Source organism: Shinella kummerowiae, assembly GCF_009827055.1.
In the GTDB taxonomy this organism is placed as follows: domain Bacteria; phylum Pseudomonadota; class Alphaproteobacteria; order Rhizobiales; family Rhizobiaceae; genus Shinella; species Shinella kummerowiae.
Genome location: NZ_WUMK01000014.1, coordinates 71,817 through 93,404, shown reverse-complemented (window position 1 = coordinate 93,404; position 21,588 = coordinate 71,817). Strand labels below are relative to the sequence as shown.

Annotated in this window: 17 protein-coding genes; 1 reads left to right on the top strand and 16 read right to left on the bottom strand. The window is 61.5% G+C overall.

Annotated features, from left to right (window positions below):
* The 13 genes from GR138_RS27790 to GR138_RS27730 form a co-directional block, all read right to left on the bottom strand.
* Window positions 1–376, bottom strand: a 376-nt coding sequence (locus tag GR138_RS27790) for a hypothetical protein (RefSeq protein ID WP_160862511.1), incomplete at its 3' end; no start/stop codon positions are given.
* 1,096 nt (window positions 377–1,472) lie between these two features.
* Entirely contained in the window at window positions 1,473–3,839 is a 2,367-nt protein-coding gene (locus tag GR138_RS27785; RefSeq protein WP_160862510.1) for a xanthine dehydrogenase family protein molybdopterin-binding subunit, read from the bottom strand.
* Complete coding sequence (locus GR138_RS27780; protein WP_160862509.1) at window positions 3,836–4,303, bottom strand: (2Fe-2S)-binding protein; 468 nt, start codon at window positions 4,301–4,303, stop codon at window positions 3,836–3,838. The genes GR138_RS27785 and GR138_RS27780 overlap by 4 nt, the downstream gene beginning before the upstream one ends.
* Complete coding sequence (locus GR138_RS27775; RefSeq protein ID WP_160862508.1) at window positions 4,303–5,166, bottom strand: FAD binding domain-containing protein; 864 nt, start codon at window positions 5,164–5,166, stop codon at window positions 4,303–4,305. The genes GR138_RS27780 and GR138_RS27775 overlap by 1 nt, the downstream gene beginning before the upstream one ends.
* 3 nt (window positions 5,167–5,169) lie before the next feature.
* Entirely contained in the window at window positions 5,170–5,352 is a 183-nt protein-coding gene (locus GR138_RS27770) for a hypothetical protein (protein WP_160862507.1), read from the bottom strand.
* Window positions 5,353–5,379: 27 nt separating this feature from the next.
* Window positions 5,380–6,417, bottom strand: coding sequence for an ABC transporter permease (locus GR138_RS27765; RefSeq protein ID WP_160862506.1), 1,038 nt, complete (start codon window positions 6,415–6,417; stop codon window positions 5,380–5,382).
* Complete coding sequence (locus GR138_RS27760) at window positions 6,414–7,928, bottom strand: sugar ABC transporter ATP-binding protein (RefSeq protein ID WP_160862505.1); 1,515 nt, start codon at window positions 7,926–7,928, stop codon at window positions 6,414–6,416. The genes GR138_RS27765 and GR138_RS27760 overlap by 4 nt, the downstream gene beginning before the upstream one ends.
* A gap of 57 nt (window positions 7,929–7,985) precedes the next feature.
* Window positions 7,986–9,053 (bottom strand): TMAO reductase system periplasmic protein TorT, encoded by a 1,068-nt coding sequence (gene torT, locus GR138_RS27755; RefSeq protein WP_420853728.1) that lies wholly within the window; start codon window positions 9,051–9,053, stop codon window positions 7,986–7,988.
* Between the two features lie 44 nt (window positions 9,054–9,097).
* Entirely contained in the window at window positions 9,098–10,069 is a 972-nt protein-coding gene (locus GR138_RS27750) for a 5-oxoprolinase subunit C family protein (RefSeq protein WP_160862503.1), read from the bottom strand.
* Window positions 10,059–10,934, bottom strand: coding sequence for a 5-oxoprolinase subunit B family protein (locus GR138_RS27745; RefSeq protein ID WP_160862502.1), 876 nt, complete (start codon window positions 10,932–10,934; stop codon window positions 10,059–10,061). Before GR138_RS27745 ends, GR138_RS27750 begins: the two co-directional genes overlap by 11 nt.
* Window positions 10,934–12,319, bottom strand: coding sequence for an acetyl-CoA carboxylase biotin carboxylase subunit (locus tag GR138_RS27740; RefSeq protein ID WP_160862501.1), 1,386 nt, complete (start codon window positions 12,317–12,319; stop codon window positions 10,934–10,936). The genes GR138_RS27745 and GR138_RS27740 overlap by 1 nt, the downstream gene beginning before the upstream one ends.
* On the bottom strand, window positions 12,316–12,558 hold the full coding sequence (locus tag GR138_RS27735; protein WP_160862500.1) for an acetyl-CoA carboxylase: 243 nt from the start codon (window positions 12,556–12,558) through the stop codon (window positions 12,316–12,318). The genes GR138_RS27740 and GR138_RS27735 overlap by 4 nt, the downstream gene beginning before the upstream one ends.
* Window positions 12,559–12,580: 22 nt before the next feature.
* A complete protein-coding gene (locus GR138_RS27730; RefSeq protein WP_160862499.1) occupies window positions 12,581–13,384 on the bottom strand; it encodes a 5-oxoprolinase subunit PxpA in 804 nt (267 codons plus the stop codon).
* Between the two features lie 275 nt (window positions 13,385–13,659).
* Between GR138_RS27730 and GR138_RS27725 the strand changes: the two genes are divergently transcribed.
* On the top strand, window positions 13,660–14,574 hold the full coding sequence (locus GR138_RS27725) for a LysR family transcriptional regulator (RefSeq protein WP_160862498.1): 915 nt from the start codon (window positions 13,660–13,662) through the stop codon (window positions 14,572–14,574).
* 33 nt (window positions 14,575–14,607) lie between these two features.
* Here the strand turns inward: GR138_RS27725 and virD4 are convergent, their stop codons facing one another.
* Genes virD4 through GR138_RS27710 form a run of 3 tightly spaced genes read right to left on the bottom strand, consistent with a single transcriptional unit; the run spans window position 14,608 to window position 21,562 of the window.
* The gene (gene virD4 / locus GR138_RS27720) at window positions 14,608–16,626 is read right to left on the bottom strand and encodes a type IV secretion system ATPase VirD4 (protein WP_160862497.1); all 2,019 of its coding nucleotides are present in this window, start codon (window positions 16,624–16,626) and stop codon (window positions 14,608–14,610) included.
* A 15-nt stretch (window positions 16,627–16,641) separates the two neighbouring features.
* Window positions 16,642–18,162: a hypothetical protein gene (locus GR138_RS27715; RefSeq protein WP_160862496.1), complete on the bottom strand. Its 1,521-nt coding sequence runs from the start codon at window positions 18,160–18,162 to the stop codon at window positions 16,642–16,644.
* 34 nt (window positions 18,163–18,196) lie between these two features.
* Window positions 18,197–21,562, bottom strand: a complete 3,366-nt coding sequence (locus GR138_RS27710) for a coiled-coil domain-containing protein (RefSeq protein WP_160862495.1) — start codon at window positions 21,560–21,562, stop codon at window positions 18,197–18,199.
* Window positions 21,563–21,588: the final 26 nt, after the last annotated feature.

The following is a 21,588-nucleotide window of genomic DNA, read 5'->3' as shown; positions in this document are numbered from 1 at the left end:
CAGTCGACTTGACCTTTTCGACGTCGTCATAGGTCAGGACGGAGGAACTGGGGAGGAGCGCCAAAGTGGGGTCGGTGACCAGCATGCCGGGGGTGCGGTTCAACTTAAGGGCGACGCCCGTCTTCTTGCGGCCGGCCTCGCAGGTGAGGATGAGCTTGAGAGCCTCGCGGCCACGCTCGGTGAGGTTGAGGCCCTGGTGGAAGGCCTGCATGAGCCCGATCGTGGCGCCGCCGCCGAGCTGCTCGGCACAAAACTTGACTTGGGCCTCGGGAGTGGGGTCGACGGCCGCAAACTTCGTGAGGAGCTCCGCATAGTTGGCATCCGGATGGATCATGCGGGCGACCGACTGGAGCGGCTGCATCTTGGGGTAAGACATGTTGGTGGTTTTTGGGGGGATGAGTGTTTGGTGAGAAACAAAGATGATTGGAAAACTGGAAAGTACTTGGGAGTTGCTGTGGAAGTGCTGAAGGTGGTGAGGGTGAGAGTGATGAGGAGCAGGAAAGTGAGAGGGAAAGCGCTCGTATTTATGTTTTCCTCAGCGCCCTGCGATCAGCATCCATCGTCTTCCATCCCTTTCCATGAAAGGGGGCTGTGCACCGGATGTCCGAACATCCGAAACGCCATGGTGGGTCATCGGAAATTGGGTGGGTGCCTCGTGCGTCGCTGGCGCATTCTCATTGGCTTTCCCGTTATCGCCCTTTCTCGCCAAGTCGGAACGGGTGGCATCCGGGCAGTGCAGCTGACGTGGCCTTTCAGCTGACGCCAACAATGTTTCGGACTTCTCCATTGGGAATACGGTGGTTGGGTCGAATGCAGGCGATCGGCGATGCGAGGAATACGAGCTGACCGCGTGTCATCATGGCTGCCTGGTTGCTGACGCACCCTTGAGCTCAGCCCCGATCCTTCCGGAATGAAACCCCACTATTGGCTTGGCGCAGCCATGGCGTGATTGCACTGCCCCCTCGTTCTCGTCGAGATCAGCTTATGGGGAGATGGCCATCGCCCACCCGCTTCATTCCTCTTTTCTCTCTCAAGGCGATAGAGGGTGGAGCCGGAGTTTAGGCCTGCGCATCGTTTTCGTAGCTTCCGGCTGGGCCTTCCGACCTTCCTTTCTGAGAATGGGAGGAAGAGCCGCCCGGCCGCTAACCTCTTTTTTGGGGGAGGGCAGGATATATGGAGATGTAAACTAAATAAGTTTGTGCGTTTGTTCGTCTCTTTGTGAGTTTCTACCTATCGTAGAATATAAGTATCTATGTGTAATCGTTGACGGTCATGCGACGTACATTTGTGTTCTTGTGCATTTGTGTGGCCGCAGACGCTCAGACGGCTCGGGCGAGGGGGCGTGTCCCGCTAGCCCGAGCCCCGGCGCCAGCGCACCGTCCAGCGCAAAGCTGGGAGACCGCGCGCTCCAAATCTGTGGCCGTCTCCGGCATTGTCGTCAATGCCGTTCAAGGCCCCCGATGATGATGATGCTAAGCGCGTACGGGGATCGTGTTGTCGATCCAGGTCGCGCTGATATGCGGATGATCGAGATGGCGTGGATCGCCGAGGATGAGATCGAGCACCTTCGGCGGCGTGAGCGGCAGTTCGTGGATCGGCTTACCGACCGCGCGGCTGACCGCGCAGGCAATCGTTGCTCCGACATTGAGGATCGGGACTTCGCCGGCCCCCTTCGTGCCCAGCGGGCCGATCGAGGGCGCGCCCTCGTGGAGCTCGATTTCCACGGGCACGACGTCGAGCGCGCCGGGCAGGCGGTAGGTCTCGAAACCGCTCTGCAGGATGCGGCCTTCCGGTCCGACCGACATGTCCTCGTGCAGCGCATAGCCGAGACCCTGCACGACGCCACCCTGGATCTGGCTATGGATGGCGCGAGGGTTGAGCGCGCGCCCGACATCCTGCACGACGCGGTAGCTCAAAACATCCACATGGCCCGTATCCGGATCGACCGCGACCTCGCAGTCGTGCACGGCGAAGACCGGAATGTCGATCGCATCGATGAAATGGCCCATGGCGCAGCCCGCCATCGCCTCGACGCCGGGATTGGTGAAGGCGCCCGTACCCGCGACCGGGCCGACCGTGCCATGAAGATGCTGGACGACCTTGGCGATCGTCATGCCCGAGCCCTTGACGCCACGGATTTCGACCCGGCCCGCGCCGAGTTCCAGATCCTCGACCCTGGTCTGGAGCAACTCGCCTGCGGCATGGAGAATCTGCTTGCGCACCTCGTCGGCTGCCGCCGTGCTCGCCGCCCCGATCGAGACCGTCGTGCGCCCGCCGCCGACGCCGAGGTCGAAGCCGGCGGCATCCGTGTCGGCGCCTTTGACGACGACATCCTCCGGCCGGATGCCGAGCCGTGCGGCGACAATCTGCGGCAGCGATTGCACCATGGTGCCCGAGCCGATCTCGACGCCGGATGTGATCAGTGTCGCGCTGCCGTCCGTATTGAGGTTGATCGTCGCCGAAGACGGTCCGACAAAGATGAACCATGTGCCGACCGTGGTCGCCCGGCCGAACAGGCGGCGGTCGTCGGGAGCGCGCGGCGTTGCCGGGGCCTTTGCCTGGAGCGCTGCCATCTTTTCCAGCATGGGGCCAAGCACGTCACCTTCGAACACCTGGCCTGTCGAGCCGAGGTCGCCATCGCCGATGACGTTGCGGCGACGGAACTCCATCGGATGCATGCCGATCGCTTCCGCGATCTCGTCGGTATGCCGTTCCAGCGCAAAGGTGTTGTAGACGCCATTGCAAGCGCGGAAGGCACCGTTGGGCGCCGTGTTGGTATAGACCGCACGGCTCGAAATGCGCGCCGAACCGAGCTTGTAATTGCCGCCGAGCGTATGTGCGGTCATGGTGGTGAGAAAGATCTGCTCGCCGCCATAGGCCCCGCAATCCATCAGCACAGTCGCCTCGCGCCCGACGATCTCACCCTCTTTGGTGACGGCCGAACGGATGCGGATTTCAGCGTTTTCCCGGCACAGGCAGGTCAGCATCTCCTCGCGCCGCGAATTGACGAGCGCCACCGCGCGCCCGGTCTTGCGGGCGAGCACGGCGGCGAAGGGTTCGAGCGAGCAGTCGAATTTAAGCCCGAAGGCGCCGCCGACCGGGGGCACGGTGACGCGGATCTGGGACGCCGGCACATCGAGGGCGCGGGCGGTGGCGTTCCTCACCGTCCAGGGCACCTGCGTCGAGGTCTTGATGTGGAAACGGCCATCCTCGTAGGTGGCGACGACCGCACGGGGTTCGAAGGGCACGTGGTTCTGCCGGCCGACGGAAAAGCAGCTGTCGATGATCGTCACATCGGGCCGCGCGAAGGCGGCCTCCGTGTCGCCGCGCATCACCTTTGCCTCCCAGGCGACATTGCCGCCCCGGGCAGCACCCTCCAGCAGGATTTCGTAGTCGCGCCAGTTCTCGTGGATCAGCGGCGCATCCGGCGCCAGCGCTTGCGCCATGGTGATCGACGCGGGAAGGGGGGCTATCTCCAGTTCGATTGCGGCCGCGGCGGCCTGCGCCTGTTGCAGCGTTTCGGCGGCAACCGCCGCGATCGGCTCGCCGTCATAGCGGATGACGTCCTTGGCGAAAAGCGGGTGGTCGGCGATGCCGATGCCGAAAAAGCCCGGTGCGTCTGCGGCTGTGGCGATTGCCCGGACGCCCGGCATGGCGCGGGCTTTCGTGACGTCGAGGCGCAGGATTCGCGCGGCCGGAACCTCCGAGCGCAGTAGGAAGGCATGCAATGTCCCTGGCGTCACATGATCGATGGTGTAGCGGGTGCGTCCGCGCAGCTTGTCGCGCGCGTCGCGTCGCGCCAGATTCATGACGGCGGGGTTGGCGATGCTCGCGGTCATGGCGTCCGCTCCTTGTTCCCAATCGAAAGTACGGCGTCGATGATGCGTTCATAGCCGGTGCAGCGACAGATATTGCCGACCAGCGCCTGCTTCACCTCCTCGCGGGTCGGATCGGGCTTTGCCGCAAGGAAAGGGGTGAGCGTCATCACCATGCCCGGAAAGCACATGCCGCACTGGACGACGTCGTTGTCCTCGAGCGCTTGCTGAAGCGCCGTGAGTTCGCCTTCGATGCCAAGCCCTTCGATGGAGGTGATCTCGGCCCCACCCGAAAGCCCCGCCGGCTTCAGACAGGAGGGTGTAGGCACACCGTCGATCAGGACGGTGCAGGCACCGCAGAACCCTTCACGACAGACCGCTTTGGCACCGGTCAGCAGCAGGGTTTCGCGCAGCACATCGACGAGCGGCGTCATGGGGTCGCCGTAAAAGGCGCGCTCCTCGCCGTTGATCCTGAGCATCACGGTCATCATACCTTCCTTTCCGCAAGGTCCTCGAATGCCCGACGGGCGAGTTCTGGAAGTACCTTCACCCTGTACCAGCCCGGCGCCTCCACGCCATCGCGTCCCTGAAACTCTCCGGCCGTCTCCTTCGCAAGCGCGACGACATCGGCTGACGTGGGCCTGAGGCCGCGGATCGCCGTTTCGAGCGCCGTCCAGCGCCTTGCACTGTGTTCCACCGAGCCGACGGCGATGACGGCGTCCTCGACCGCGCCGTTTTCGCCAAGTGCAAAGGATGCGCTCACAATGGCGACGGGGTAGTCGCCGGCCTTCTTGAGGGGCAGCCGCGCATGGGCGGAGCGGCGGGGCCTGCGCGGCACGATCATCCTGGTCAGGATGCGCCCCGGCAGAACGGCGCTCCTGGTCTTCAGAAAGGTTTCAAGCGGCACCCGTTCCAGACCGTCCGCGCCGGAGAACTCGAGCGACGCCGAAAGGCATAGAAGGGCCGGCACGAGGTCGGCGGCTGCAAAGCCGCCGGTACAGATATTGCCGCCGACCGTCGCCAGATTGCGGATCGCGGGATTGGCGGATTTCTCTGCCGCGACTTGGAGCGCACGGAACCCCGCAACCTCCGTCAGCGCCGCGGCAAGTTCGGCATGGCTCGTGGAAGCCCCGATCACGACGTCGTCTTTCGAGATCAAGATGCCGGCAAGCGCTTCGATGCCGCCGATCGATATATAATGACGGTCCTCGAATTCCTCCCGCCGATCGGCCCGCATGATCCAGGTACCACCGGCGAAGAATTCGGCATTGTCGCCGAGACGGGCGCGGGCCTCGAGTGCCTCCGTGACCGAGCGCGCGATATGAAGGGAGCGTTTGGCAGGCGGATGCATGGGTCAATTCCTCGCTGAACAGTCTGGCGCCCGGCAGTCGAGCCTGGCCTCGGCCGCGTCCATGACCGTCGCCCGCGGCCGGATGCTGCCTTCCGCCAACCGGTCATCCCCGGCAATGGGATCGAGCTCGACGAGGATCGCGACATCGACGATGTCATCATCGAAGGAGCCGTCCGAGTTGCGCATGATCCCGTCCTCCCCCCAAAAGGATCCTTAGCGTCGCACGAGCAGCATGCGATACCGCAGCTGGTCGATGATAACGGCGAGGATCAGGAGGCTGCCAAGCAGCACCATCTGCATGTAGGAGCCGATCTGCATGACGTTCATGCCGTTCTGCACCAGCACGATGAAGAACGCGCCCAGCACGACATTCTCGACGCGGCCGATGCCGCCGCGCAGCGAAACGCCGGCGATCACGCAAGCCGCAATGGATTCGAGCCCGATCGTGCCGCCGAGATTGGTTTCCCCGCTTTCGACGCGGGCCGTCAGCAGCACACCGGCGAGCGAGGCGAGCAGCGAACAAACGATATAGGCGAGGAAGAGGGTGCGCGCGGTGTGAATGCCGGAAAGATGCGCTGCCTTGATATTGCCGCCGACCGCATAGACCTTGGCGCCGAAGCGCAGCCGGTTCATGACGATCCACATGACAAGGATGGCGACCAGCGCGACAAGGACGGGGACAGGAACCCCGAAAACCCGGCCGAAACCAAAGAAGTCGCCGAATTCGAACGGAAGATTTCCGATCGGCACGCCGCCGGTGATGAAGAGTGCGATGCCCGCGCCGACCGACTGCACGCCGAGCGTCATGATAAAGGGCGAGACGCCGAAGAAGGAGACGCCAACCCCGTTGACGAGGCCGATGACAAGAGCAGAGAGGAAGCCGGCGGTAAGCCCAAGTGCGATCACCAGCCAGACGGCATCGGGAAACATCGCGGCGGTGGCGACCATGGTGGAGGCCGAGACGACGGAGGTGAGCACGATCGCCGTGCCGACGGACAGATCGAACCCGCCGGTGATCAGCACCAGCATCTGGCCGAGCGAGACGAGCACCAGATAGACCGATTGCCGCGCCACGTTGGTGAGGTTCTGCACCGTCAGGAACTGCGGCGAGGCGATCGAGAAGATCAGGAGCGCGATGATCAGGAAAAAGGGTAATACGCCCGCCCGGAGGAAGACTTGCTTCAACAGGACCAGCGGGGAGAAACCGGCGACCGCCTGGTTCTCCGTGGTGGTTTCGACGCTGCCGGTCATGCGGCTTCCCCTTCTGTTCTGAAAAATGCGCTGAGGACATTGGCTTCGGTGACCGCGTCCCCCGAAAGCTCCGCCGTGATCCGGCCACTGGAAAAGACGATCAGGCGATGGGCGAGGTTCATGGCTTCCGGCAGGTCGGAGGAGATGACGACCACCGCCTTGCCGGCCTCCGCCAGGTTTTTGATCAGCCTGTAGAGCGCCGCGCGCGTGCCGACATCGACGCCGACGGTCGGTTCGTCGAAGATATAGATCCGGTAATCCCGTCCAAAGCCCTTGCCGAAGAGCGCTTTTTGCTGGTTGCCGCCGGAAAGATTGGCGATCGGCCGCTCCATATAGGCATCGGTCAAATCGACCTCTCGGCCGATGGCGGTGGAAAGCGCGTTCTGGCGCCGCACCGAGACGCCCGTGGCTGTTATAATTTCCGGCCGGAAGAGCAGGCCGAGATTGATATTGTTTCGCGCTGTCGCATTGAGAATGAGACCTTCGTTCTTCCGGTCCGGCGGCAGATAGAAGACGCCGCGCGCCAAAAACGTCCGGGTCGGCGCACCGGTCACATCCTGGTCGTCGAGACGGACCTCACCGGAATGGATGGGCGCGAGACCAAACGCTGCGCGGAAGGAGCGCGATTTGCCGCTGCCGACGAGACCGGCAACGCCGAGCACTTCGCCGGCTCGTATCTCGATATTGACACCCTCGACGCCAGCCGCATGGAGATCGCGGATCGAAAGCAGCGGCTGGGGATCGGCGGCGCGCTCGATCGTCGGGTAAATCTGGCCGATGGCGCGGCCGGTCATCATCTCCACGAGCTTTTCCGGTGTGGTGTCGGCGACCTTGACGGTTCCGATCAGCTTGCCATCGCGCAGGACCGTGACCCGGTCGGCGATGACGGAGAATTCCTGGATGCGGTGCGAGATATAGATGATGCCGACGCCACGCGCCTGTGCATCCTTCACGATGCGGAAGAGCGTTTCCGTCTCTCGCTCGGTCAGCGAGGCCGTCGGCTCGTCGAGGATCAGCACGCGGGCATTGGAATGGACGGCCTTCGCGATTTCTGTCATCTGCTGCTCGGCGCGCGAGAGCGAGCCGACCGCGGCCCTGACGTCGATATCGAAGCCGAGTGTCCTGAAGAGATCTTTCGCCTCGCGCTCCATCCGCCGCCGGTCGATGAAGGGGCCGATCATCGGCTCGGCGCCGAGGAAGATGTTCTTGGCGACGCTGAGCGTCGGGACCAGCGAGAATTCCTGGAAGACGGCCGAGACCCCCTTCGACTTGGCATCCGCTACGGAAGCGAAGGCGATTTCCTCGCCGTCGAGCCGAAGCGATCCGGACGTCTGCGGGAAGACGCCGGAAAGGATGGAGATCAGCGTGGATTTCCCCGCGCCATTCTCTCCGAAGAGGACGTGCACCTCTCCCGGCAACAGTTCGAAATTGACCTTGTCGAGCGCGATCACGCCGGGAAAAACCCGGCAGATCTGCGTCATCTCGACAAGCGGCTTTTGAGCGCTTTGCATGACATCTCTCCTTCCATGCCCCGGCGAAACCGCCGGGGCACGTTTCAAGTTCAAACTTCAGTTCACGTTGAACTTCGGCTTGAAACCATCGGGTGGGAGGATGGTATCCTTTGCGACATCTCCGATATTGGAGGAGTCGAGCACGAAGATTTTCGGCCCGACATGCTGGATCAGTTCCTTCTTCTCAAGCGCGCGAACAGCCTGATCCACGGCGATACGCCCCTGGATGACCATGGAGTCGGCAGGCGAGGCCGCGATGAAGCCACGCTTGATGCCCTCATACACGCCGGGCGTGATATAGAAGGAGAGGAGACCGACCTGATCCTTCAAGCCGCGCTCGCGGATGAGGCCCTGGGCGGCTTCGGCCGTGACGGCCGTACCGGCGATATACTTTACGTCAGGCTCGGCCTGCAGCACGTCTTCGACGAGCTTCAGCTGCACTTCCTTGCCGGTATCACCGAACTTCGGATCCAGAACCTGGAGCGCGGAGCCCTTGACGGCTTCGAGAAAACCCTTGTTCGCGGCCTCGACCCAGCCGGCGCCCGCCGGGCCCGGGAACCAGCCGACTTTCGCGGGTTCACCGCCCGCCGGGTGCTTCTTTGCGAGGTAGACGCCGGTCTCGTAGCCCATCGTATAGAAAGAGACGAGCGACTTCGCCGTGACCTTCGGCGAGGAGATGCCGTTGATGACATCGATGACCGGAATGCCCTTCGCCGTGATCTCGTCGACGAGATTGTTGAGGCCGTCGAACGAGATTGCGCCGATGACAACCGCCTGGGCGCCGCCCGCCACGCAATCCTCGATCTGCGAGATCTGCTTGGCGAGTTCGGTGTAGCCGCCCGCATCGACGACGTTGAGCTTGACGCCGAGATCCTCGGCCTGGGCCACCACGCCGTAGTCGACGCCAAGCCAGTAAGCATCCTTCATATGCGGGAAGGAGACGCAGATGTTCCAAGGCTTCTCGGCCTTTTCGACCGGCGTGTAGTCGACGTCAACCGCCTTGCCATCGGTGGCAAAGGGCGGTTCGATTTTCTGTGCAGGATAGGGTGCCCAGCCCTCGGCATGGGCGGTGACGGTGAGGCCCGCAAGAATGGCGGTGCAGGCGGCGAAATGTTTTCCCAGCATTCGCATGTTATTCCCCTTTTATGGATTGGTGTGGAACGGGCCGGCTATCGGAATGTCGCGCGCACCTCCTCGATCAGCGCGGCGCGCGCTTTGCGGGCATCAAGCGCTTCGTCCATGGTCACTTCGACGAAGCGGGTTGGCGTATGGGGCTGGAGCTGGGCGATCAGATCCATGTCGGCGGAGATGACCGTGCCGACCATGAAATAGCCACCGCCGGACACCGCGTCGCGGTGCAGGATGATCGGCTCCGTGCCGCTCGGGATCTGGATGGAACCGTAGGGATAGCAGCTATCGACGATGTTCGACGGGTCCGAGCCCGCGCCGAAGGACTGCTTTCTCTCAACGAATTCGATCTTCCGGCCGCCGCGGAAGCGATAGCCCATGCGATCGGCTTCCGGCGCGACCTTCCAGGTGTCGGCAAAGAAATTCTGCTTCGCCGCGTCCGTGAGCCTGTCCCAGTAGAGGCCGGGAAGGACGCGGAGTTCTGCCGGCGTGCCGGGCTTGCGGCGGAGGTGGTCGGCGATCGTCCGGCCTTCTGTCGCAAGCGAGCCTTCTCCGACCGGCAGCTCGTCGCCGGCGGCGAGGACCCGGCCCTTGTAGCCGCCGAGCGCACCGATCGGATAGGTCGAGCGGCTGCCGAGCGCCAGGGGGACATCGATGCCGCCCGAGACTGCGATGATGATGCGCGCGCCGGACTTCAAGAAGTCGAAGCTCAGCACCTGGCCTGCCTTGACCTTGACGGCGGTCCAGCCGGGAACGGGTGCCCCGTCGATGAGCGCGGGCATGTCCGCGCCGGTCACGGCAACGAGCGTGTCCTCGGTGAATTCGAGCTTGGGGCCCATGAAGACGGCCTCAAGGCAGGCTGCGCCTTCGTCGTTGCCGACGAGGAGGTTTGCTGCGCGCAGCGCCAGGCGATCCATCGCCCCGCCGATCGGTATGCCGAGATGAAAATAACCGGGACGGCCCAAATCCTGAACGCTGGTCGCGATGCCGTGATGGAGAACCTTAATGGCCATGGAGCACGTCCTCCAGTTTGCTGTTGTAACCGTCGATATCCTTCTGGAACTCCCGAAGATCGAAGGTGACCTCGCGGATCGGCGGGGTGAATGTGCCCTTGTCCACGGCCTCTACAGCCGCGTCGTAGGCCTCTCGGGTAATCGGATTGAACTTGACGATGTCGCCGGGGCGGAAGAACACCATGAAATCGCGCAGATAGCTGGTGGTCTGGCTGGAATCGAAGATCGGCATCGGCGTGATACCGAACATCTGGTAACCGCCAGCGCCGCGCACCGAGTAGATGCAACCGAAGCAGCCGCCATGGCCGACGGTCAGCCGCGGCGTGTCCGTCCTTGGGCGGAGATATTTCGGCACCTCGATCTGCCGTTGCCGCTCCACCATCTGATACATGAAGGGCAGGCCTGCAACGAAGCCCACCATGGAGACGAACCAGGGCGAGCCGGCATGGGCCGCGATAAAGCCCTCGACATCCGGATAACCGTTGATCTTCGCCGCATAATCGAGATCCGTGCCGGACGGTTCCTGGTGGCGCTCGCGGAAGCGCATCAGCGTCTCGTGCGTCCAGGGATCGCCGTAGAAGACGGGAATTTCGACAATTCGGGTCTTCAGCACGGGCTCGGCCTTTTCCGCCGCCGCCTCGATTGCTTTGACTTCTTTCAGGATGTCGTCCGGCTTGATGATGTCCGGATTGAATTTCACCTGGAAGGAGGCATTGGCTGGGCAGATTTCGGTGACGCCGGAAATCCTGCTCTCGCGCACGCCTGTCGCCATGGAAAGGCTCTTGAAGAAGGCGTCGAGCGACATCTCGTCGCTTACTTCGATGAAAAGATGTTCATCGCCGCCGAAGGTGTAACGGGCAGGCATCAGGCGACCTCCGCGCTTTTGGTCTTGGTTTCGGTGAAGTCCGTTTCCAGCCAGCCTTCGAGGAAACGGGTGTGAAAGGCCCCGCTTGCCACGGCGGCGGAACGGGCCAGCGTCTGGTGAAGCGGGATGGTCGTCGGCACACCCTCGATTTTCAGGCCCTCGAGCGTCTTTGCCAACCGCTCCAGGCATTCGCTGCGCGTCTCGCCCCAGACGATGAGCTTGCCAAGCAGGGAGTCGTAGAAGGGCGGGATCGTGTAGCCCTCGTAGAGCATCGTATCGAAGCGCACGCTTTTGCCTTCCGGCACGACAAGCTTCGTTATGGTTCCGGGGGAGGGTGCAAAGTCCTTGAACGGGTCCTCCGCATTGATCCGGCATTCGATGGCGTGACCGCGCGGCTTTATATCGTCCTGCTTGAGGGAGAGCGGCGCACCGCCGGCGACCTTCAGCATTTCCTGGACAAGATCGACGCCGGTGATCATCTCGGTCACGGGATGCTCGACCTGGATGCGCGTGTTCACTTCGATGAAGTAGAACTCGCGGGTTTCCTCGTCATAGAGATATTCGACCGTGCCGGCGCCGGTATAGCGGACCTCGCGGGCAAGCGCGACCGCGCTTTCGCAGAGCTTCTTGCGCACGACCTGGGGCAATTCGAAAGCAGGTGCTTCTTCCCAGACCTTCTGGCGACGGCGCTGTAGGGAGCATTCGCGTTCGTAGAGATGGACGAAATTCTCCCCGTCTCCGAAAATCTGTACCTCGACATGGCGGGCACGGGTGATGACCTTCTCCATGTAGAGGCCACCATCGCCGAAGGCTGCTGCCGCCTCGGCGGAGGCGAGCGGAAACTGCTTTTCCAGGTCGGCGAGCGTTTCGACGATGCGGATGCCGCGCCCCCCGCCGCCAGCCGCCGCTTTGACCATGACGGGAAAGCCGGTGCGTTCGGCGATGCGGTGTGCATCATCGAGCGTCAGTACACGGCCGCCGCTGCCGGGGACCGTGGGGACGCCGGCTCTCGCCGCCACTTCACGCGCCGACACCTTGTCGCCCAACAGTCGGATCGCATCGCCGCTCGGGCCGACGAAGGCCATGCCCGCAGCCACGACCGCATCGGCGAAATCGCCGTTTTCAGACAGGAAGCCGTAGCCCGGATGAACGGCATCCACCTTCGCGGCCTTGGCGGCCGCAATCACTGCCTCGATGTTGAGGTAGGACTTCTTTGGCGCCGGTGGGCCGATATCGACCGCCTCGTCGGCGAGTTTGACCGCCAGCATTTCGGCATCGGCGGCGCTGTGGACCTGCACGGTCCGGATCCCGAGTGCCTTGGCCGCCCGAATGATCCGCACCGCGATTTCTCCACGGTTGGCGATAAGAACCGATCGGATCGTCATTGCTCGATCTCCGCAATGACCTGGCCCGGCATGATCGGCTCCTCGTTATCGACGAGAAAGGTGATGTTCGTGCCCGCATCCTGGGCGGTGATTTCATGAAAGGTTTTCATCACCTCGATGACGCCGATCACGTCGCCGCTGGCGACCGCATCTCCATCGGCCTTGAAGGGTGGCGTATCCGGCGAAGATGCGCGGTAGAACGTGCCGGGAAGCGGTGATTTGATTTCGATCTTGCTCATGATGTTCCCCTTTTGGGTTCGATTATTGGCGTTCCAGAACTTGGTCAGCGTGGCTTTCCAGGATCTGGGACACGGGTGCGATGCGTATGCCTTCGGCGGTGAGCGCCTCCCGCATTTCGCCGACGATATCGAGGGCTCCGAGCGTATCGGAGTGGAAGCAGATGGATTCGAAATCGACGGTGATGTCCGTGCCCCTGACGGTTTTGACCCGGCCCTCGACGCAGGCCCGCACGACCTTCCTGGCGATCGCCTTCGGATCGGGCTTTCCCGCGTCCCGGGTAAAGACGATGGAGCCGCTGTCGTCATAGTCGCGGTCGGCGTAGAATTCCCGCACGATCGGCTGGCCGAGCAGTTTTGCCGTTCTGTAGGTCTCGGAAATGCCCATGCAGAAGATCGGCATGTTCGGAGCGGCGGTGCGCATATACTCTACGAAGGCGGCTGAGAAGTCGGCGTTGGCGGCAAGCTCCATATAGAGTGCGCCATGCGGCTTCACATGCTGGATCGTCGTGTTATGGCGACGGCAGAATTCGCGCAGCGCCCCGACCTGATAGATAATGTCGTTGACGAATTCGCGACTGCTGCCGGCAATCTTCCGGCGGCCGAAGCCCTGCAGGTCGTTGAAGCCGGGATGGGCGCCGATTGCCACGCCATATTGCATGGCGAGCTTGACGGTCTCGTCGATCAGGTTCGGATCGCCGGCATGGAAACCCGCCGCGATATTGGCGGAGCTGATATGGGGAAACAGCTGTTCGTCGCTGGTATCACCGATGCGCCAGCGCCCGAAGGCCTCACCCATATCGCAATTGATGTCGACAGTGTCCTTCAAAATACGCCCTCTTCCTAATGTGAGACATGCTCTGGCGATGAGGTTTCCCGATGTGACACTGACGGTAGGCGCATTCTTACGGCTTGAAAAATAGAATTTTTTCAATCACGATATCGGAAAATCAGATTTCATCTGCCTCTCGGCGATATAGGAAAGCGCTTTTTTTACAGCTACTTAGGCAAAGTGGCTGAAATTTAAGCTGGAAAATGCCGTTTATGTGCGCAGCAGTATCTGATTTTGCGATGCAAAATTCTGAATTCCTAGGACTATCGATTATGTCTCTTAGTATTAGGCAGCTTCGCTATTTCGTCGCCACGGCCGAATTCGGTCAGGTCTCGCAGGCGGCGATCAAACAGAATATCTCTCAATCCGCGATCACGGCGGCGATCAAGGAACTTGAGCAGACCGTTGGCGTAACCCTCTTCAATCGCGCCGCACAAGGCATGGAATTGACCTCCTCAGGACGCCAGTTCCTGTCGCATGCCTACGAGATCCTCTCTAAGATCGACGAGGCCATGCATCTCAACGTCATCAACAGCGATGTCGAGGGTGAGCTCGTCGTCGCGGCGACCTACACGGTGATCGGCTACTTCCTGCCGATGCATATCGAGCGCATCCGGCGGCTTTTTCCCAAACTGCGCGTCCAGCTCTACGAGATCAACCGGGAATCGATCGAGGAGGGGCTGCTCGCCAACCGTTATGATCTGTCGGTCCTTTTGACCTCCAACATCCAGAATCCCATGCTGGCGACGGAAACGCTCCTCACTTCAATGCGCCGGCTCTGGGTGCCGGCCAGGCACCCTCTGCTCGCCAAGGACGGCGTCGGCCTGAAAGAGGTGGCGGAAGAACCCTATATCATGCTGACGGTGGACGAGGCGGCGCAGTCCTCGCTCAAATATTGGAGCAAGACGCAGTATCAGCCGAACGTGATCCTGCGGACCTCTTCGGTGGAAGCGGTGCGCTCGATGGTCGCCAACAACCAGGGCGTTGCCATTCTTTCCGACATGGTGCACCGGCCATGGTCGCTTGAGGGACGGCGCATCGAGACCATCAACATCAAGGATCCGATACCCGGCATGGATGTCGGCCTTGCCTGGCGAAGCGGCAATGCCCTGACGCCCCCCATGCTCGCCTTCCGCAGCTATTTCCAACAGGCCTTTGGGTTGCCGGGCGTCAGGACCGGCACCTGAGGGCTGGTTTTCCGCCGCGCGGGATCGTGCGACCTACCGGCTAATACCCTGGGCACGGTTGCGCTCCTGTACAGCGATGATGCGCTCAAGAAGGGCCTGCTGCGCGGTTTTTTCATACTCGATCTGCGGCTCGTCTTCGAACTCCGGCTGCTGCAAGGCTTCGCGCGCGATGCGTTGCTGTTGCAATTCCTGAACATCGTCGTGCGCATCGGCGAAATCTTCCGCTTCGAACGCTGCCTGGATCTGCTCGGCCTGTGGCTGAATGCGGATCTCGTTTTCCGGCTCCTGGTCCATTTGCAGATCGTTCGGATCATGAGCCGAACCGCGCTTTGCCGGCTCCTCTCCGGTCAATGCCGCGAGGAACGAGGCGGGCTCGGTGACAGCCTTCAGCGGTTCCGGCTCGGGCAGGGGCCCGGTCTGGCTGTCGAACAGCGTCTTGAGTATGCGATCCTCGTAATACTTGACCTTGGGCATCATCAGTGGCGGCTTGCCCTTGACGAGGACGATCTGGGTCTGGTCGTCGAGGAGGCGGATCTGTTCGGGCCGGATGAGTGTTGCGCCCTGCTCGGACTTCTGGATGTTCGCCTTGAATATTTCGGTCTGGTTCCACGAGACGGATTTGGCCTTGTAGGAATAGTCGCCGATGGCCTTGGAAATGTATTGCGGCGTTTCATCATCGGCCGTGGCCATGAAGACCTGCACGCCGGTGTTGGACAGGAAGTTTTCCTTGCCCGATGCCTCATAGGCACCGGTGAGCGCAGCGAGCGACTGGATAATGAACATGAAGCGGCCCTTGTAGCCGGCAATCGTGGTCACGGCCGTTTCGATGGATTCGAGCTTGCCCAGATGCTTGAATTCGTCCAGCAGGAACAGGACCTCAAAGATTTCATCTTCCTTGGGCATCTCGCGCTGCAGGACGGCAACAACCTGCTGGAAGAAAAGGCGCACCAGCGGTGCGATGACTTCAAGGTCGTTCGGTGAGACGACGAGGAAGATGGAGGTGGGATCGCGGCGCAGGTCGTAGATCGAAAAGTCCGACGTCGTGGTCGCTGCCTTGATCAGCGGATCGGCCCAGAGGTTCAGGCCGCCATCGCCCAGCACCGACGTGTACGAAGTGATGATCTTGGTGTCATTGCCCGCCATGTTGTTGAAGATACGCTTGACCTCCGGCACCTCGCTTTCCTCGGCAAGCTGGGCGAACAGTTTGTATTTCTCGCCAGGCAGCGTGTAGAGGTCATAGACGGCGCCAATGGTTGGGTTTCCGCGCTCGATGCAGGCGAGCACACCGGCGACGAACAGATCGCGCGCGCCGTCGATGAAGCCTTCCGAACCCTTGCCCTTGGGGACAAGCAGGTTGACGGCGAGGCGGCGGGTTTCAGCAAAGCGGCGTTCCGGCGGCAGCTTCACGATGTCGAGGATCGGATTGTAGCTGTTGGTGCGCCCTTCGCGGTCAAGCGGCGAGAACTTGAAAACCCGGTCGCCGCGCGCCAGGCGCGAGCGCGACGTCAACTCGAACAGTTCGCCCTTGACGTCGAGGGCAAGGATCGAGCCATTGAAGGTGAGCAATGTCGGCACGACGACGCCGACGCCCTTGCCGGCGCGGGTCGGAGCAACGACGAGCGAATGTGGCTGGTCGCCATTGGTGAGGTATTTGCCGCGGCGCTTCGGACTGGTGGTCTTGCCGAAGATCGGGCCGGAGACTTTGTGGTAGCGCCGGATATAGCCGGCGCGGGCAAGCTCGGAATAGCTGCCCCAGCGCGCCGTGCCGTGGTGATCGCCGCCCCTCAGGTAGAGGATGGCGAAGACGACCGCGGTGGTGGCAACGGCAGAACCGGCGAGGATTTTCAAGCAGGTTATGAAGGCATCCGTGACATAACCGGCCACGAACGGGGTTTCCTGCCAGGCAGCCAACAGGCTGAAGTTTTTCAGCGCATAGGTGTCGAATCCATCACGGAACGTCACATAGCCGCTTGAGAGCAACAGCCCGAGGACGAGCGAAAGCATGACGGCGAAGACGAGCGTCGTCAGCCTGTTGTCGTTGGTCTGGTTCATGATGCGATCCTCCCCTCACTCCATCGATACGCTGGGCGTTTCGCGGCCGCGCGAACGCTCGTCGAGCTTGGCCTGCAACTTGGTCTGCGAGTTCGCGGTCGCTGTCGTTGCCGTGCTTGAGTAGGAGGCATTGCTGTGTGCTGTCTTGGATGTGGCAGACGAGTCGATAGATCCCTTGCCCGAAACCATGCTTCTGACGGAATTGCCCGCAGCGGTGGCGAATGAGGCGATTGAACTCTTGTCCGATGCTGCCGAGCTTACCGACTTCGCATCAGTGCCCTTGGCATCGGCCACACCCTTGACCTGGGCGACCTTGGACGAAGCAGAGGCGTTGCGGTTCATCCTCCTGTCGGCAGGGCTAAGATCGGACGGGAAGGCTCCGGGTGTCGAGGAGGTTATCGATTCCAGTTCAAGCTGCTCTTGCCGCTCGTTGCGGGCGGCGCGCTGTTCGCTGGAAAGCGTTTGCGAGCTTGTTTTGCTCAGGCCCCACCCGCTGGACTTCCGCGAAACATCGTTCGTATCCCTGTCGCCGGCAATGTAGTCGGATGTCTTGCCCTTGTAGGTCTGGCGATTGTAGTCGCGCGTGACCTCGCCGCGTTCATTGGTGCGCTTCAGCCTGTAGACCTTACCAGCAGCGATATCCTCGTTGATCGCGTCCTTGATCTGGTTTTCATCAAGGCCGTCGCGCTTCATCTCATTCACGCTGCGGCCCTTGGTCGTGTATTTGGTCGACCCGTCCGCTGTGTTTTCGATGGTCTTGGTACGCCTTCCAAAATAGGTCTTTTCCGAACGGACAAGCTCGCCTTTTGAATTTACGGTGGTGGAGTTCGCGTAGATGTTGCCGATATTGTAGTTTCGTGTCCTGTTGCCGTTCGCTTCGGTCAAGGTCGAATAGGACAAGGATTTGCCGAAGCTGACCTCGAAGGATTTTGCGCCATTTTCGCCCTTTGATCGGTTGATTTTGAAGGGCCCGATCTTGAAGCCGCTGAACGAACGGCTGCCATCTGGATTGTTGGTGTACGTGATCGAGAACATGCCCTTGCGGGTGCCGCGCTCGATGGTCTTGGCGCCGTTCTCCTTGTAGTCGATATTCTTGCTCGCGGCGAAATTCTGCTTTTCCTTGCGGGTGCGAACGTCTTCAAGCTGGCCGGTTTCCTTGTCGACCCGTTCTTCGGTGTACTCGGTCTTGCGCTTGATACCGCCGGCCCAGGATCGCGAACGGGCGGCATCGCCCGTATCCATGTTGCGGGCAATCTCTTCCTTGTAGGCGCCTTTCACGCGCCTTGAAGCGTTGACGGTGTTTTCATCGAAGGCGACAAAACTGCCGTTGGCAGTGTTGCTGTTGAAGTCATACGCTTTCTGGCCATTGGAATTGCGACCTTTGCGCTCCCAGCCATCGGCTTTCTTCTCGGTGCGCTCCGCCTTTCTTGTTTTGCTCTTTTCAGTCTTCTTCGCCTCGCGAGCGGCAAGTTTTTCCCGCTTGCTGGTTTTCGGTTTTTTGTTGGCCACCGGGGCCGCATCGGATGCGTCTGACATGATTTACTCCTTTCGCGCTTTCGCAGCGATTTGATCAGTTGCGTTCGAGCGGATCTGGTGTCCGGGGGCGGTCATCGAGTTTGGGTGAATATTTGGTCTGCGACGGGGCATTGGCGGCGACATTGGGCGTCGCTGTGCCGTGCCCGACCGCACCGTTGACGGTGAGGTTGATGGTGGTCGTTGGACTGGTCTGGCGGTTGTGCGCGCCGCCCTGGTCGGGCCGCTGGTAGCCCGGTGCGGGTGGCTGACTGCCGCCACGATCGTAGCGATTGTCGGCCTGAGCATTCTGCCGGGGTTGGACGGTCGCAGGGCGCTGGTTCAACCGCTTGACGCCGCCATTGTTGCCATTTACCGGCACGCTTGCGACCACCTTTCCGTTGCGGAAGATCGGCTTGCGCTGCTGGGCGGGCGGTGCAGCCCGTTCTGGTGTCGTGCCGCGTGTCGAAGGCGAAGCGTTGCGGTTCGTGCTGAGGTTGGATGCCGGCGTTGCACTGCGTGAGGCGCGGCCTTCCGGCTGCGGGCTGACGCGCATGGTGTCGAGCCGCTGGTTAAGCTTTACTGTGCTACCGGCGGCGCGCGCATGCTCGATGGCATTGTCGGCGCGGCGATAGTTGCCGGTGCCACTTTTGATCTCCCGGCCGTTTTCGATCTTCGTCGTCTGGTTTTCGATGAAGACATTCTTTTCGCCGAATTTGCCTGCGAGTCCTGCCTTGCCGGCTGCGATTTCCAGGCTCTTGCCATCGACAAGATTACCGTTCTTCAGTCTCACCAGAACTTCCGGGCGGGTCTGATCCTTGGCTGCCCATTTGGCGGCAATCTTCGGATCAAGCCCTTCGGCTTTCGCGCGCGCTTCGAAAGCGGCTGCGCCATGGGCACTTTTATACGCTTTCGGGGAATGCAGATCACCATTGGGGGTCTGTAGAAGAACCTCCCGGGCAGGCTTGTCCGTTTGCAGCGGAACTTTGACACCGGCCTTCAGCATCTTGTCGTATTGCGCTTCCGGCACATACATCTTGCCGGCGCGGTACCAGACATTGCCCTTGACCGTATGGGCCGGATCCAGCGCGGGCGAGCCTTCGCGCGAGGCGGGCGCCGGAGTGCTCCGTGAAGCCTCGGCGGCGGCCACCGCCGCATCGAACTCCGCAACGCTGATATCGTCCAGGCCGAATTCATCGTCCTTGGCCTTCGCCGCTGCCGCTTGCTTCTGCTTTGCCTCGGCGGCGGCGACCGCTGCATCGAAGTCCGCATTACTGATATCGTCCAGGCCAAACTCGTCGTCCTTGGCCGCCGTTGCAGCACGGCCGGTATTTTTGCCCGTTTCATCTTTTTCGACGCTGGGGATGGGTTTGTCCGGGTCGGGCGTTTCCCGTGCGGTCTTCAACTCGGCTTCAAGGCGGACGATGCGTTCGGCATCACGCGCCGCCTGTTGCGTTTCGTTCCGCCGTGCCGTGGCGGCGGCCTTGGATTGATCGATCATGCGCTCGGTGGTGGCGGCCAGTTTCGCTTCGGCAGCCTGGCGTGCGTCTTTCTCCTGCTCGAGTTGCTTTCGCAATTCGGAATCACCGTCATGGTCACGCATCGTCTTCAACCGTTCTTCGGTCTGGACAAGAGCTTGCGTGGCCTCCTTCGCCTGGGTTGTCAGTTGATCATTCTTGGCGATCAGGTCCTGCGCATTCTTCTCAGACGCTTCACGGGCAGCCTTTTCACGCTGGGCTTCCTCGGTTGCCGACTGCAGTTTGCTTTCAAGACCCTTGGCTTTTGCTTCTGCGTCGCGGCGCGCCGTTTCAAGAGCCCTGGCCTTGTTACCTTCACCGGACAGTTCGCCGACGAGCTTTTTCTGGCTGGCGGCTTCTCTCTCCGCTGCCTCGCGACCCACTTTCTCGCGCGCGGCTTCCTCGATTGCCGACTGCAGTTTGCTTTCAAGATCCTTGGCCTTTGTCTCTGCATCGCGGCGCGCAGTTTCCAGAGCCTTGGCCTTGTCACCTTCGCCGGACAGTTCGCCAACGAGCTTCTTCTGGCTGGCGGCTTCTCTTTCCGCCGCCTCGCGACCCGCCTTCTCGCGGGCCGCAGCTTCATTGGCGGCTTTCAGCTTGTCGTCGAGATCACCAGCTCGTGCATCAGCCTGCTGGCGCGCGGCTTTTTCAGCAGCTAGGCTCTCCTTGTTTGTCCTGAGTTCGCCATCACGTTTGACAAGCTCGCGTTCGGTCGCCTCGCGGTTTGCTTTCTCTGTGGTGGCGCTTAGATCAGCCTGTGTCGCTGTACTGACCAGTTCGAGGTTGCGGCGTTCCAGATCAGCTATCCGCAAATCGGAAGCCTGCTTCGCCGCTGCCTGCGATCTGGCCAGAGCTTCATTGCGGGCCCCAGCCTGGGCAAGCTGCTGATCCCGCTCTCCGACAGTCTTCACGGCTTCGTCGCGTTCACGGCGCAAAACCTGGTTGTCGCCTTCCAGCCGGCTGACGCGGGTTTCGGCGTCCTGACGGGCGCGGTTTGCCGCTTCGATGCTGGTCTTGCCCATGGCGATCGTCGTGTCGGACTGGCGTTCCAGCTCGGATTGGCGAACTGTCAATTCGGCATTGCCGGCTTCGAGATCCTGTGCACGCTTGACGGCGAATTCCCGTTCAAAGTTGGATTGGCTGAGCTGCTTGGCGAGCTGCTGGCTTGCCGCGGTTGCATCATCGGCGCGTGTGGTTTCCGCCATGCGCTCGGAGACTGCATCCAGCCTTTCCTGATTTGCCGTTTCGGCTGCTTTGCGCAGGGCCTGGTTTTCCGCTTCCAGTTCCCGAAGGCGCAAATTGTCCGCACGGGCCTGCGCCTGCGTCGCTTCAGATGCGACCGTTTCCTGGAGTTGCCGGTCCAGCTCTTCCTGGATCGCATGCTCGTCAATGTCTGGGGAGGAACGCTGTGCTTCCCGCGCCCGAACGTCGGCGGCAGCCAAGTCTGCCGCGAACTGGGCGGCGATATCGGCATCATGATCCATTTCAATGCCAGGGGCTGTCGAAGCCCGGCGCTCATCCCGGACAGCATTGTCGCGGGCGATCTGCTCTTGCAGCGCAGCCTCCATACGCCGCGCTTCGTCGGCGGCATTTGCCTGCCGTGCGGTTTCCCGGGCCTGCGGTGCAGGTTCGACAGGCGGCTGCGGAGTAGCCTCTACGCCCTCCATCTGACCTGCCCGGCGTGCGGCACGGGCAGCGCGGCTGTTGTTCTGCACGCGGGTCTTTTCGGCCTGCTCGGCTTTCTCTTTCTCCAGTCGCGCCTTTTCCCTTTGATAAGGGGTTTCACGGGTTGCGGTGCGGGCCTTTTTTTCTGCCTTTGGCATGATTTCGTCATCCTCTGAATTAAACAATTCATGTTCTGAAATTCGTCTGCGTTCTGCTTCTTCAAATTCATTCAAATTCGGCATGGGGGCTCACCCATTCGTGCTTCACC

Coding starts and splice junctions, on each gene's coding strand:
- GR138_RS27785 (WP_160862510.1), bottom strand. CDS start 3,839: ATGACCGCGAGCATCGCCAACCCCGCCGTCATGAATCTGGCGCGACGC.
- GR138_RS27780 (WP_160862509.1), bottom strand. CDS start 4,303: ATGACCGTGATGCTCAGGATCAACGGCGAGGAGCGCGCCTTTTACGGC.
- GR138_RS27775 (WP_160862508.1), bottom strand. CDS start 5,166: ATGCATCCGCCTGCCAAACGCTCCCTTCATATCGCGCGCTCGGTCACG.
- GR138_RS27770 (WP_160862507.1), bottom strand. CDS start 5,352: ATGCGCAACTCGGACGGCTCCTTCGATGATGACATCGTCGATGTCGCG.
- GR138_RS27765 (WP_160862506.1), bottom strand. CDS start 6,417: ATGACCGGCAGCGTCGAAACCACCACGGAGAACCAGGCGGTCGCCGGT.
- GR138_RS27760 (WP_160862505.1), bottom strand. CDS start 7,928: ATGCAAAGCGCTCAAAAGCCGCTTGTCGAGATGACGCAGATCTGCCGG.
- torT (WP_420853728.1), bottom strand. CDS start 9,053: ATGCTGGGAAAACATTTCGCCGCCTGCACCGCCATTCTTGCGGGCCTC.
- GR138_RS27750 (WP_160862503.1), bottom strand. CDS start 10,069: ATGGCCATTAAGGTTCTCCATCACGGCATCGCGACCAGCGTTCAGGAT.
- GR138_RS27745 (WP_160862502.1), bottom strand. CDS start 10,934: ATGCCTGCCCGTTACACCTTCGGCGGCGATGAACATCTTTTCATCGAA.
- GR138_RS27740 (WP_160862501.1), bottom strand. CDS start 12,319: ATGACGATCCGATCGGTTCTTATCGCCAACCGTGGAGAAATCGCGGTG.
- GR138_RS27735 (WP_160862500.1), bottom strand. CDS start 12,558: ATGAGCAAGATCGAAATCAAATCACCGCTTCCCGGCACGTTCTACCGC.
- GR138_RS27725 (WP_160862498.1), top strand. CDS start 13,660: ATGTCTCTTAGTATTAGGCAGCTTCGCTATTTCGTCGCCACGGCCGAA.
- virD4 (WP_160862497.1), bottom strand. CDS start 16,626: ATGAACCAGACCAACGACAACAGGCTGACGACGCTCGTCTTCGCCGTC.
- GR138_RS27715 (WP_160862496.1), bottom strand. CDS start 18,162: ATGTCAGACGCATCCGATGCGGCCCCGGTGGCCAACAAAAAACCGAAA.
- GR138_RS27710 (WP_160862495.1), bottom strand. CDS start 21,562: ATGCCGAATTTGAATGAATTTGAAGAAGCAGAACGCAGACGAATTTCA.